The following is a 12820-nucleotide window of genomic DNA, read 5'->3' as shown; positions in this document are numbered from 1 at the left end:
CCCACGGAAGGCGCCACCAGCAGCTTCAACGGGAAAGTGGAGAACCGGTTCGCGCTCGACATCGGCAGCGTCACTGCGGGTTTCGACTTCTACAACGACAAGGCCGATCTGGATTATCTCAACCCGACGGAGCCGCTCTTTACGGACGAGCGCGCCACTAATATCGGCGCCTATGCGCAGGCGCGGCTGGAGCCCTTCGACCGGACCAGGATTTCCTTCGGCGGGCGCGCCGATCACCAATGGTTCACCGGCGTCGACGATTCGGATTGGAACAATGCGGGCCTGAGCGGCAACATTTCGGGCGAGTATGACCTTATCCCGGAGTTCCTGACCGTAAAGGCTGGGACCTCGCATGTCTGGGGCGGCGTTCCGCTGGCGGAAAACTACCTGCAGAACCCGCTGTGGACCTATGGCGACGGCCCGGAGCCGGTGACCTCTAACAACTATACGGCCGGTCTAGAGGCGCGCTACAACGGCTTCACCTTCGAGGCGAACGTGTTTCGCACCCACATCAACGACGCGCGCCTGCCGGTGTTCGGACGCGGCGCGCCGGTGCCTGTTTTCACATCGATCCGAACGCTTGATCTCGTTTCCAAAGGCTGGGAAATCGGCGGCCGCTATGATTGGGACGCCGGCTTTGTCAGCCTGAAATACGCCGACATCAATGCCGACGTCGACGGCGAGCCGGCTGATACGGAGATCGGCCGCTATTTGACGACGCCTCTCGGACAGATCGTGATGATCGGCGCCGGCTACACATTCGACGATTGGGGCGTCAAGGTCGGTGGCGACATCGAAATCGCCTTGAGAACCGACAGGACGCTGGTGCGGCATCCAACCGATCCGACAAGCGCAAAGAAGGAACTGCCCGGCTATGAGGTGGTGAACGCCTACGTCGAGTGGACGCCGCCTTCGAAGCCGAACTTCACGCTGCGAGCCGATGCCCTCAACATCTTCGACGAAGCCTACACCGACCGTGCTGCCTACGGGCAGGATTTCGTTGGCGTGGCGCCGCACTTTGATCCCGGCCGCTCGTTCCGGCTGAGCGCCACGGCGCGATTCTGATGTTGCAAAAACGCTGGTCGCGGACAATCGCCCGCGCCGGCTGCGAAAACGATGTTTGCGTTGGCGCCTTCGATGCTCAAGCGACGCCGACGCGGATCGGTGCCTCGCGGTCCGCCCGCAGTAGACGCATGTTGCGGGCGTCGGTGGCGAGAATGTTGAAGCAGTCGCCGCCGAACCATTCCAGCGAGGCATCTACTTCCTCGCGCTCGAACACCTCATCCAGGAATTGCAGATAGTCCACCGCACCATCGAAAAGCGCGGTCATGCCCGTCCGCTTTCCGGCCGCGGCATAGACATTTGCCGGCTCGAACACGGCGAGGTCTGCACGCGAGCGTACATTTTTCAGATGATAGTGCCGGATGTGCGGCAACAGCGCGCGATGCGCAGCGACCGGATCGGCGCCCCCTTCCCAGACGTGCAAAGTGTCGAAATTGATCCCCAGCGCGGGATGATCGACCTCCTCGAGCAGGCGCTGCGTCGACGCCAGCGTATCAGCAAGCGTTCCTGGATGTGTCTCCACCAGCATCTGGCAGCCCTGGTCCTGCGCCATCATGCAGGCATCCTTGAGCCGCGCCGATAGTCGCCAGCGCGCTTCGGGCGAGGTGTCCCGGCTTGCCGACTTGCCGGCGAATGTTCGCACCTTGCGGGCGCCCCAGCGGCCGGCCAGACGGCAGAGATTCGACGTGGCATGACGCAGTGACGTCAGATCCTCATCGAAAGGCAGATAGTCGCTGAGCATCGGCACGGAAAGGCCGAATGCCGCCATCCAGTCGGCGTTGCGGTCGGTCATATGCTGCATGTTGCGCGCGTGTGCGCCCCAGAGCTCTACCCCCTGGAAATCGCTCGCCGCCGCCCATCGCGCGATATCCTCCAACGACAGCAGGTGATGGCGGAACGTGATCGTGCAGAGCGACAGTCTCATGCGACGGCGTCCTCCACATCGTGGCGTGGCGCGTGCAGGAGGCCGCGGGTGTCGCACCACAACCGATAGGTGTGGGCGAGACGGCGCTTCAGCGAGCGCTCCATCGCGTCCAGAACATCGAGTTTTTCGAATATCCGTACCGCCAGCGCTTCGTCGCCTATCTGGCCGAGCTTCATGATGGCGTAGTGAAGCGCCTTGAATTCCTGGATCAAGGATTCGATGTCGTCGCAGATCGTGTCGAACTCGGCGTTGGAAAGCTGCAGCGATCGCCAGAAAAAGGCAAAGCCGTGCTCCAGCGCGTATTTGCGGATCGAGATAACTGGCAACTCGCGCAGCGCCGTCGACAACTCGGCCAATTTCAGGCCGTCGCGGCCTTCCAAATGCGCCCGGACGACCTCGCGCGTGGCACGTGTCAAAAGATTGTCATCTTCATGGAAGCAGGCAAGGAAGTAGTCGCGCAGATCGATGGCCGACGGTTTCCTGATGTCGGCAGCGTCGAAGATGAAGCCGCCGGCAACAGTCGGCTGCATGATCGCGTTGATGACTTTCTGCTTCTCGATCCTGCCTTCCCAGCGGAAATCCGGGTCGAGGACCATCCAAACCGCCGGATCCTCGGTGTGTTCCAGCATCAAATAGTGCGGGAACGGATTCTGGTTGAACTTGTTCTCGCGCTCCGGCAGGTGGAAGAGATCGAGCATCACCATCAGGTACTCGCTCTCCTTCTTGCGCTCCAGAAGCTCCAGCATCGTCGCCAGGTTCTCTTCCTTCGTAGCGCCCGGCCGATACCATTGGCGAACCTTGGCGCCATACAGGCGCTCGAACCAATCGCGGAAGAAGTCGTGGTTGATTTCAGACGCGTGATACGCCAGCCGCCAGCTTTTATCGACGGCGAAACCCGCATCCCAGACGCCGAAGAAGAAGGGTCGATGGTCAAGCTGCCTTTGCTTCACCGCGTGACAGACATTGCTGACGAAGCAATGGACCTTGATGTCGACAAAGTCCTCGCCATGCACGCCGATCCGCTCGGCCGCTTCTCTTTCGGCGCGAGCGAGAACAAGCTCTTTTGCGGGCTTCACCAGGGTTCCACTTGGTTCCGACGCCTTGGCGAACAACCGCGCCAGATCGTCTACCGTGTCCAGATCCTGGCGACTGATCACCGCCTCGGGCAACGCGACGCCGTGGTCGAGTTCAAGAGCCAGCATGGTTTCGAGGACAAGCACGGAGTCGAGATACAGATCCTCGTTCAGCCTGGCTTGCGGCGCGAAGGCATCCATATGCTGGTTGTCGAGCTTGTCGCGCAGGATAGTCCCGATTGCGTCGAGTATTTGATCATAGGTCATCAGGCTGCCTCCGTCCGTACCGGCCCGAATTCGCCCGCACCGTAGCGCGCGGCCACGTCGCGCCTGCTGATCTTCCCGTTCGCCTGGCGCGGGATCCGCTCCACCTGAAGGATTTCAGTTGGCACCTGGTGTGCTGCAAGCCGCTCGGCGCACCGTTGCCGAAGCTGCGTCCGGTCGACCGCATGTTCGGCACTGAACAGAAGCGCGACGCGCTCGCCCGCGAATGCATCCTGTTTACGGAACACGACGGCGTCGCCAATGCCGCCGAACGTCAAGACGACGTCCTCGACTTCCTTCGGATAGACGTTGAGGCCCGAGACGTTGATCAGGTCATCGAGGCGCGACAGGAAGACCAGCATGCCGTCGTCGCGGCGATAGCCAAGGTCGCGCGTCTCGACCGCCACGTCCTTGCGCTCGACGGCAATTTCTTTCGGCTCGCCGGCCGTGCCGGTATCACGCAACGAGAAGCGCGGCAGCACATAACCGACTTCATTAGCCGCTTGAACATTCGGGTTGATCGCGATGCAGCCGGCCTCCGAGCAGCCGTACTGCTGGAACATGTGCCTGGATTTGGCCCTGATCTGCCTGAACCAGGGTTCGGGTAAGAGGGTACCGGATGTCATCGTTGCGTGGATCTGCTCGCCGGCCGGCAAAAGCCTGGCGAGCGTATACAAGATGGCCGGCGACGAGATCAGGTAGGGGCGCTCGGTTTCGCGCAGCTTGCGCAGCAGGAATTTGGGGTTCCCGGTGTCCAGTATGGCGGGCGACTGGCCGCGCTTCAGCGCCACCAGTACGCCGCAGATCAAGCCATAGGAATGGGTGGTTGGCCCCGCGATCAAGGGGGTCATGTCCTGTGGCTCGACAAACGCCGAGGTGTAGCTCTCGATCTCGTCGTCTATGTCGCTCCAGGCGCGCGCGATGCATTTCGGCTCGCCGGTCGTGCCGGAGCTCATCTGCAATAGCTGTCCAGCTTCGCTCGCGCGCTCCTCGCAGATCGGCTCGCCTTCCAGCCGGTTGTAGAAAAGCCAGTTGCACCTTGCCGTCTCCGCCTGCCGGCGCGCTGCGGCATATGGTGTCGAGGGATGCAGCGGCAGAACGCTGGCGCCGGCCGAGCGCGCGGCAAAGAAGAACGCCAGCCAATCCTGCGCCTCGGAGAAGCAGACCGCAAAACGGTCGCCTGCGCGCTTGTCGAGTTGCGCCGCCGCCGCCATGCGGTCCGCCGCATCGCGGAAATAGGCCTGATCAAAGACCGTGTCGTTGATTGTGATCATGTTTTCTGTTCCCTTACGCGACTGCAAGGCTGTTTGGGATTTCGTGGGCGCATTCGTTGCCCGGTGGCGAGAGCTTCCGCCGCAGCAGCGATTCCGTGCGGATACGTGGCTTGAAAAGGCCAAGTGCCGCTTGCCGGTGTGTCAGTCCGAACTGCCGGCTATGGTCCCGCAATCGCCTGCCGACATCCGACCAGAAGCTGTCTTCGTCGAGCCCGTAACAGTGCCGCAACAGATGCGAGATCTCGGCGAGGTTGTAGACGAACAGGGCGTCCATGCAGAGCTCGCCGAGCAGCTCGGCGCTCACCATCCAATAGTACTGGTTGGGCGCGGCGTCGCGATAGGCGGGGTTCAAGGCGAGGAAGTCGGGTGCAGCATCGGGATCGCGCAGGAAGCCCGGCACATATTCGACGCTGTCGTGGAAGTCGCGCATTGCCAGCCTCACTGGCCAGCCGTCCCGGTGGATCAGTATCAGGTTCTGGCCATGCGCTTCCGTCGCGATGCCATGGCCGACGAGCAGGTGAAACACCGGCATCACCACCGTATCCACAAGCCTGTCGAGCCAGACGTCCAGCCCGTACTGCTCGATCCAGTTCGCGACGAACGGCCGGCCGTCACTCTCCAAGGCCATCAGCGCGTTGAGAGGCACCGCGGTTTCGCCGGACTTAAGGCTGCTCGTAACGTCCTCTCGCCAAATCGCGGCGATCTGTCCTGCGAGCGGTCCGTCCCGATCTGCGATCGTGCCGGCATATTCGCCGAGGATCGTGAGCGGATAGCGCGCCTCGAACAGCGAATCGCCGGCGACGATGTCCTTCAGCCAGCGGCTGATCGCCGGCGCGCTGCCCACCGAATGCGGTTCGATAATACGCTTGGCCGACGAGTTGACGAGATTCATCGGCAGTTTAAGATTGGCGCGTCGCGGGTGATCGCGATTGAAAAGCGTCCGCACGGATTGGCTGGCGGTGTAGCGATCACCGGCCTCGCCGAGGAATCCGGCGGAGCCCTCCGCCAGCCAGCGTGACAGTTCCGAGCTCTGCAACGCTTTCCATTGCCAGGGGTGCAGCGGCATCAGGCCGAACCGCCCTGCATTGTCGCCGAGTGGGCCACGGCGCTCGTCCAGCAGCGCGTACGTTTCGGCGCCGAGTTCGTGCATCCAGAAAGCCTGCTCGTCCGTGGGAAACGCCGAGTGCAGACGTTCGGGCGCGACCGCCAGCCAGGCCAGTTGGAAGGCGTTGCCTGCTTCCGGGCCGTACGCCGCATGGTCGGTGTAATCGAAGCCGGTGCGCGCCTTGAAACACGGATGATAGGGATGGCCCTCATCGATCGCGCTGTCGAGTTGCGCAAATGGGAGATCGCGGCGCGGTCTGCGCCGGAGGTTGCTTTTGTTCCAGGCGCTGAAATCCAGCGTCCGATCCAGTTCGGATGTAAGTTGCGCACGCCGATCGGGGCAGGTGTTTATACTCGCAAGGAGATCGCCGAGCGTCGCCGGCCGCCATGGGCCGCCGCAGCCCCGCATGATCGTTTCGGGGGCGATCCTGACCCGGCCGAAGGCGCCGATCGATCCCTCGCAGCGTATCGAGGCGCCGTCGCAGCGCCATTCGAAACGGGCTTTCCCGCCGCCTCGCCACACCGCGCAATCGACCAGGCCCTCATAGACCAGGGCTTCCGCGAGCTGGCGCATGACACGCAGCTCGGGGATGCCGTGGAGATCAAGAGGCAATGGCATGTGTCTGCTCCGCGGCCATAAAAAGCCCGACACCGCTCAGTGGATTGGCAAAATGCGTGTAGATGGCGCTGCCGCCCTCGGCCAGCTCATCGACGTCCTGCAGCCGGATGGCCAGATTGGCCTTTGCGGTGATGTTCGGCTTGTCCAGCAGGCTGGACGCGAATTCCCGGCCTGCGCCAGTGAGCTCTCCCGCCAGCTTTTTGAGCCGCACTCGCAGGATGCCGAGCAGTTCGGCCTCGCTTACCAAGCCGTCATGTCCGGCGCGCGCGACGACCGAGAAGATCTGGTTGACGATGAGGTAGTAGGAGAGCCGCTCGCGAATCTCACGGTCATCGAAGAAGAGGCTGCGGATTTGGACAACCTCCGGCACCAGGCGATACCACCGGGCCCTGAAGCTGTTCGAGAGGTAGAATCCCTGGCTGTCGCGATAGAGGTATCGGCTGGGCAGCCCCTGCTGCGAAAGGTCCAGCAAGCTGTTCTGCTGATGCGCTTCCAGCGCGACGCCGAACCGGTCGTAGAGTCTGACCAGCGGGTCGAGCGCACAGTCGAGATAGCATTCGAACCAGCGACGGCACGCCTGCCGCGCAGAGATATCATGATCACGCGCGACGCGCCGGACGACGTTTTCGAACAACGAGCTGTGCCCGGGACGCGGTTCGGCCGTCAGTGCCGAAACGGTTATTACGGTATCGTCGGCGCGGAACCGGTTTTCGCGGAAGATGACTTCGAAACCGCTCTCGGCCTGTCCGGAAATATCCAGCGTCACGTAGGCGCTGTCATGGAGAAAGCCCAGGCGCGGCTCGAACGTGTCGATCCCGGCGCATTCGAACAGGCGCGCCACCGCAACGCCGGCCTCCAGCTCATGCCGCCTGTTAACGCGCTTGGAGTTGGTGATGCGGACGGGCAGCGAAAATTTCGGCATCCAGGCGGCGTCGTCGCTGTAAACCGTGCGTACCGAGGACGTCGCCGTGAACACCGGCCCTGCCGGACCGAGATACCGGATCTGCCCTGAATCCATGAGCGCGCGCACCGCCGGGTGGAGCATCAATGCTTCCGCCTGCAGCGGATGCATGGGCAGGAGCATTTCGCCGCTGCTGGCGGCAACGTTGCCGGCGTCATTCCCCAGTAATGACCCGACGATCGAGGTCACCGCGATGCCGGCGGAATCCTCGCGGACAAGGTGGGCAGCGGCAGCGAAATAGGTCAGCTGGAAACCGCCGCGCAATTCGGGGGCATAAACATCCTGCTGCCAGTTTGACATGCCCTGCAGGCTCTTGGGCGTCGGATGCAGCGGATGTCCGAAATACAGGGATTGTTCCGCGGCTATAAAGCCGACCAGTGGCGGCGCCCGGTCGGCGGCGTCGAGGTAACGTTTTGTCGCCTGACAGCTCTGAAGAATCCGCTCAAGAAGCTCCACATCGGCCTGTCGGTGCGTTGCCGATCCGGCTTCTCTGGCTCCCAGCACAAGCAGATGCACGGCCAGGATCGGCTCTATCTCGTGCCAGTTTGGACCGGCATCCTGACGCATCCAGATCTGTCCAAAGAGGTGCATTCCGCAAAGCGATCGGGATTTGATTTCGATACGCAGGACTACATGCCGCGATGGCAGGGAAATCTCCACGCAATCGAAGTTCCGTTCTCCAATGCGGTGGAACACGGGGTTCCCGGAATTCAACTCACGCAGATAGCTGTTTGCGAAGGCTCGAAACGTTGCCTGTTCTGCTGCAATCTGATTCCTGTCGATCATTCGTTGCGGACGCCATGTCACACAGACGCCGCGCAGGCGTTCTGTGCTGAGTTTCAAAGGTTTTGATGGCGCCGCGCGTGAAGGGCCAGCCTTGCTGCGGCCGCGGCTAAACTAAACTACGATTGTCATGTTATCCTAGTCAGGTGCGCGGATCAACCTCCCGAAGGCGGTCATCTGACCAATGCCAGTAATGGATGCTCTACGCCCGCCGGGCGGACAACTGATGAGAGACGGAGCAATGAAAGTTCTGATTGCGGGTGCCCGGGATTGGCGGCTTGACGACAGCTTTAGCTCTGCATGAACTCGGCATCGAGGCCGCGGTGTTCGAACAGGCACCCGAAGTGCGCGAACTCCCATGTCGGTATCAATATACGTCGGAGAGGGTCGCCAATTGGCGCGAAGTTGCCGGTCGCGATGAGGTGTGAAATATATTTCTGCATATGAATTTTATTGACACTCGAGCCAACTCCTGCGAATGATCGACTGCTGGGCCTCGGGAGGAGGTTCGGCCTCATCAACCACAAGCGGCGGCACGTAAGTGTCCGACCGCCCATTGACCAGGCTTCGGCCGAGGGAGGACTCTTGCGCAAATTTTTGAGCATGCTCGCCATTTCGGCAGCAGCCACCACTGTGTTGGGGGCAAGCCACGCCGCGGCCCAGACCGCTAACCCGTTCAAATGCGAGCCGGGTGAAAAATACGTCATGAACGTCATGGTTTCCGGCGTCGAATATTGGTTCCCGGTCTATGAGATGTTCAAGCAGGCCGGACAGCAGTTCGGTTGCGAGACCGAATACACCGGAACCCCAGAATACGACGTGAACAAGCAGATAGCGACATTCGACCAGGCGCTGGCTCAGAAGCCGGCTGGCATCCTGGTGCATCCGATGAACTCCGATCCATTCATCGAGCCAATCAATCGGGCGATAGACCAGGGAACGGCCGTAGTCACATTCGCCGCAGATTCGCCCAACTCCAAACGAGTATCCTACATCACCTCCGACAACGTCGCCGAAGGCACCTATGCCGCCGATGCAGTCGCCAAGGCGATGGACGGCAAGGGCGAATACGCGGTCCTCGAAAACCCTGGACAGGACAATCACGACAAGCGCATCGCCGCCTTTATCGCCCGCATGGAAGCCAAATGGCCGGATATGAAGCTTGTCGGCCGCGCGGCGTCGAACCAGGATGCGACGAAGGCCTATCAGGCCGTGCTCAGCCTCGCGCAGGCGCATCCCGAACTGGGCGCGGTGTTCATGCCGGAAGCCAACTCGGCAATCGGCGCCGCTCAGGCCGCGAAGGAAGGCGGCGGCAAGATCCGAGTTATGCTGGCCGACGTCAACGCCAAGATCCTCGATATGATCAAGGCCGGCGAAATTTTTGGCTCAGTCAACCCGAACCAGGGCATGCAGGGCTATATGGGGTTCATGCTGCTGTGGCTGGCCAAGCATCCTGAGCTGATCGATCCGATGAACGACGCCCGGCGGTCGGGATTCAATGGCATGGGCGTGCCTTTCGTCGACAACGGCTTTTCCATCGTCACTGCGGAAAATGCCGACGATTTCTATTGGGATGCCTACCTCAAGCGGCGCGGCACCAAGGGCATCGAGGAATAAGGGCTCACCGTTATCTCTTCGGGGCTCTTCGAAGATGCTCGATCCGGGACGGGGCGCGCTCGCGCCCCGTCGACCCAACCGTCAACTTCAACGCTGCAGGGGGACGGAGTGACTGCCGCCGCCATTCTTGAAATCCGCGACATATCGAAATCTTTCGGCGCCATCAAAGCGCTGACCGGGGTCGATTTCACGCTGCAGCGGGGCGAAATTCACGCGCTGTGCGGCGAGAATGGCGCGGGCAAGTCCACGCTGATGAATATCATCGCCGGCATTGTGCAACCCGACGAAGGCGCCATTCGTCTCGAAGGCAAGGACGTCACCATTGCATCACCATCCGCCGCGCAGCGGCTTGGCATAGGCCTCGTCCATCAGGAAATCGCGCTCTGCCAGGATGCTACGGTCGCCGAGAATATCCTCATGGCGGCCATCAACAATCGGCGCGCGCCGCTGATGAATTTTCGCCGGCTCTACATTGATGCGCAGAAGATAATGGACCTGCTGGCGCCGATCCCGGTCGAGACGCCGGTCGCCGACCTTTCGATTTCCAACCAGCAACTTGTAGAAATAGCCAAGGCGCTGACGCTCGAATGCCGGGTGCTGATGCTCGATGAGCCGACAGCCGCCCTGACCGAGACCGAGGCGCGGCGTCTTTTCGCCATTGTCCGCGATCTCAAGGCGCGCGGAATTTCAATTATCTACATCAGCCACCGCATGGCCGAGATATTCAACCTCTGCGACCGCGTCACGGTCTTTCGTGACGGCAGATATGTCGCGACCGATTCTATCGCGTCGGTCACTCCCAATGATGTCGTGCGCAAGATGGTCGGGCGCGAAATCACGCAGCTCTATCCGCAAAAGCTCTCGCCTGAACGGCGTACCGACCGCCCTGTGCTGTCGGTCGGGAATCTCTCCTATCGAGAGGGTTCCGACGGCGTCAGCTTCGCGCTTCGTGCGGGCGAAATTCTTGGCATCGGCGGGTTGATTGGCGCCGGCCGCAGCGAGATGGTCCAGACCGTTTGCGGCCTGCGCCCGAAGCTGTCGGGATCGGTTGAACTCAATGGCGAGCCGGTCAGCATCAGGACCTACAGCGATGCGGTGCGCGCGGGTCTGGTCTACCTCTCCGAGGACCGCAAGGCGTCTGGCCTGTTCCTCGACCTGTCGGTTGCATCTAACATCTCCGCGCTGGACCTTCGGAAACTGACCACACCGCTTGGGCTGCTCGATCGCCGCGCCGAGGCAAAGCAAGCCACCGATCTGGTCGAGCGCCACGGTGTGCGCATGGGCGGCATCGAGGCACAGGTGTCGACGCTTAGCGGTGGCAATCAGCAGAAGGTCGCCATCGCCAGGCTTTTGTCGGTTGGCCCCAAAGTGGTCATTCTGGACGAGCCCACACGCGGGGTCGATGTCGGCGCGAAAGTGGAAATTCATCGCCTGCTTCGCGATCTCGCCGAACGGGGCGTCGGCGTCATCGTGATTTCATCCGAGCTTCCGGAATTGATCGGGCTCAGCGACCGTGTGCTTGTCATACACGAAGGTGCCATTGCCGGCGAACTGGGCGCGGACGAATTGACCGAAGAGGCAATCATGCTGCTGGCTTCGGGTCTCCGGCAGCAACGATCAAATGCAAGGCAGGTTCAGAATGTCGCTTAGACAGACCGGAGGAACCCTCATGGACGCTGAACTCAAGGCGAGCGCCCCCGGGCTTGGCGGGCGCAACTGGCTGCGTCTTGGGTCAATGCGCGAGGCGGGGCTGATCGCAATCATGCTGGCGCTGTGCATCGCCATGACATTCGCTTCGCCGCATTTCCTGACTTGGGGAAATTTCCGCGCCATGCTGATGAGCTTCTCCATCGAAGGCATCGTCGTGGTCGGCATGACGATACTTCTCATTGTCGGCGGCATCGACCTGTCCGTCGGGTCGGTGGTCTGCTTCTCCATGGTCGTGTCAGGCGCTCTCTTCCTGATGGGTCTGGACCCGTGGACCGCGAGCCTAATCGGGATAGGCGCCAGCGCGCTGATCGGCGCGGCGATGGGCTTCTTCGTGACCGTCATCGGACTCAATCACTTCATCACATCGCTGGCAGCGATGGTGATCGTGCGCGGTCTTTGCCTTGTCATCACCAAGGGAACCCCGCTGTCGCTGTTCACCCTGCCGCCGGGGTTCAAAGCGATCGGCCAGGGCAGCTTCGGCAATGTGCCTTATGTCATCGTCATCTTTGTTGTGGTCGTAGCCATCTTCGATTTCCTGCTTCGGCGTGCCACCGCCTTCCGCAAGGTCTTCTATACCGGCAGCAACGAGAAGGCGGCCCAATTTTCGGGCATCAAGACCAAGCAGGTTAAATTCTGGGTCACGGTTCTCTGCTCGACCCTGGCGGGCTTTGCCGGCGTCATCTACATGTCGCGCTTTGGCGCTGCGACCCCGACCTTCGGCGCTGGCATGGAGCTCAACATCATCGCCGCGGCGGTGATTGGCGGGGCATCGCTCAATGGCGGCTCGGGCACCATCTTCGGCGCCATACTGGGCATGGCGCTGCTCTCGGTGGTCACAAGTTCGCTGATCCTGCTCGACGTCTCCGTCTATTGGCAGGACATGATCAAGGGATGCATCCTGCTCGCGGCAGTATCGATCGACCACTTCCTGCATCGCAGGAAATCCTGAGCAGCAGCGCGAGAGTTGAGCATCCAATCATGTCACCAACCAATTCGCGGGACGACATCACGATCGTCCGCCAGATGTATCAGGCGCTTGTGCTTCATTACATGGAAGCCAAGACGCAAGCTGAAATCGCCAAGGAGCTCGGCATCTCGCATGCGACCGTCAACCGGCTGATCAAGCGCGGTCATCAACTCGGGCTTGTCGAGATCAAGATCAAGTCGCCGGTCGAGCAACTGGTCGATATCGAGGCGCGACTGGTCGCGATAGGTGGACTCCAAAGGGCCGTCGTCGTCCCTTCCGTTTCAGACAATCCGCAGACTGCGCTCCAGCGCGTCGGCGAGGCCGCGGCCAGGCTGGTGCTCGAGACGATCAAGGACGGCGACACGATTTCCATTACCGGGGGCAAAGGGGTGAGTGCCGTCGTCGCTGGCCTCAAGCCGAGCCGCCGCTACGACGTCGCGGTTGTTCCCGCGACCGGCCTG

The 12820-nt window shown here is 61.5% G+C and carries 10 protein-coding genes and 1 pseudogene; 6 read left to right on the top strand and 5 right to left on the bottom strand.

Annotated features, from left to right (window positions below):
- Positions 1–1065 (top strand): TonB-dependent receptor (locus tag EOA86_RS05860; RefSeq protein WP_128340968.1); only part of this gene is annotated, 1065 nt, incomplete at its 5' end.
- Between the two features lie 76 nt (positions 1066–1141).
- On the opposite strand, the gene EOA86_RS05855 is transcribed toward EOA86_RS05860, so the two are convergent.
- The 5 genes from EOA86_RS05855 to EOA86_RS05835 are packed head-to-tail and all read right to left on the bottom strand — an operon-like array spanning position 1142 to position 8068.
- The gene (locus EOA86_RS05855) at positions 1142–1987 is read right to left on the bottom strand and encodes a sugar phosphate isomerase/epimerase (RefSeq protein ID WP_128340967.1); all 846 of its coding nucleotides are present in this window, start codon (positions 1985–1987) and stop codon (positions 1142–1144) included.
- Positions 1984–3327, bottom strand: coding sequence for a DUF6005 family protein (locus EOA86_RS05850; RefSeq protein WP_128340966.1), 1344 nt, complete (start codon positions 3325–3327; stop codon positions 1984–1986). The genes EOA86_RS05855 and EOA86_RS05850 overlap by 4 nt, the downstream gene beginning before the upstream one ends.
- Positions 3327–4598 carry an AMP-binding protein gene (locus tag EOA86_RS05845; RefSeq protein ID WP_127208121.1) on the bottom strand — a complete coding sequence of 424 codons (1272 nt, stop codon included), beginning with the start codon at positions 4596–4598 and terminating at the stop codon, positions 3327–3329. The genes EOA86_RS05850 and EOA86_RS05845 overlap by 1 nt, the downstream gene beginning before the upstream one ends.
- A gap of 13 nt (positions 4599–4611) precedes the next feature.
- Positions 4612–6321, bottom strand: coding sequence for an IucA/IucC family protein (locus tag EOA86_RS05840; RefSeq protein ID WP_128340965.1), 1710 nt, complete (start codon positions 6319–6321; stop codon positions 4612–4614).
- Positions 6305–8068: an IucA/IucC family protein gene (locus EOA86_RS05835; protein ID WP_128340964.1), complete on the bottom strand. Its 1764-nt coding sequence runs from the start codon at positions 8066–8068 to the stop codon at positions 6305–6307. The genes EOA86_RS05840 and EOA86_RS05835 overlap by 17 nt, the downstream gene beginning before the upstream one ends.
- Before the next feature lie 238 nt (positions 8069–8306).
- On the opposite strand from EOA86_RS05835, the pseudogene EOA86_RS05830 reads away from it, so the two are divergent.
- From EOA86_RS05830 to EOA86_RS05810, 5 genes and pseudogenes are all read left to right on the top strand, one after another.
- A pseudogene (locus EOA86_RS05830) lies at positions 8307–8421 on the top strand (NAD(P)-binding protein); the annotation flags it as partial.
- Between the two features lie 229 nt (positions 8422–8650).
- Complete coding sequence (locus tag EOA86_RS05825) at positions 8651–9682, top strand: substrate-binding domain-containing protein (RefSeq protein WP_127208124.1); 1032 nt, start codon at positions 8651–8653, stop codon at positions 9680–9682.
- 108 nt (positions 9683–9790) lie between these two features.
- Positions 9791–11332, top strand: coding sequence for a sugar ABC transporter ATP-binding protein (locus EOA86_RS05820; protein WP_128340963.1), 1542 nt, complete (start codon positions 9791–9793; stop codon positions 11330–11332).
- A 19-nt stretch (positions 11333–11351) separates the two neighbouring features.
- On the top strand, positions 11352–12341 hold the full coding sequence (locus EOA86_RS05815; RefSeq protein ID WP_127208126.1) for an ABC transporter permease: 990 nt from the start codon (positions 11352–11354) through the stop codon (positions 12339–12341).
- A 29-nt stretch (positions 12342–12370) separates the two neighbouring features.
- On the top strand, positions 12371–12820 hold a 450-nt coding region (locus EOA86_RS05810; RefSeq protein ID WP_128340962.1), incomplete at its 3' end, for a sugar-binding domain-containing protein.

It is taken from the genome of Mesorhizobium sp. M5C.F.Ca.IN.020.32.2.1, assembly GCF_004023105.1.
GTDB lineage: Bacteria > Pseudomonadota > Alphaproteobacteria > Rhizobiales > Rhizobiaceae > Mesorhizobium > Mesorhizobium wenxiniae.
The sequence above is the reverse complement of the archived record's forward strand: the minus strand, read 5'-3'. Positions and strand labels throughout refer to the sequence as shown.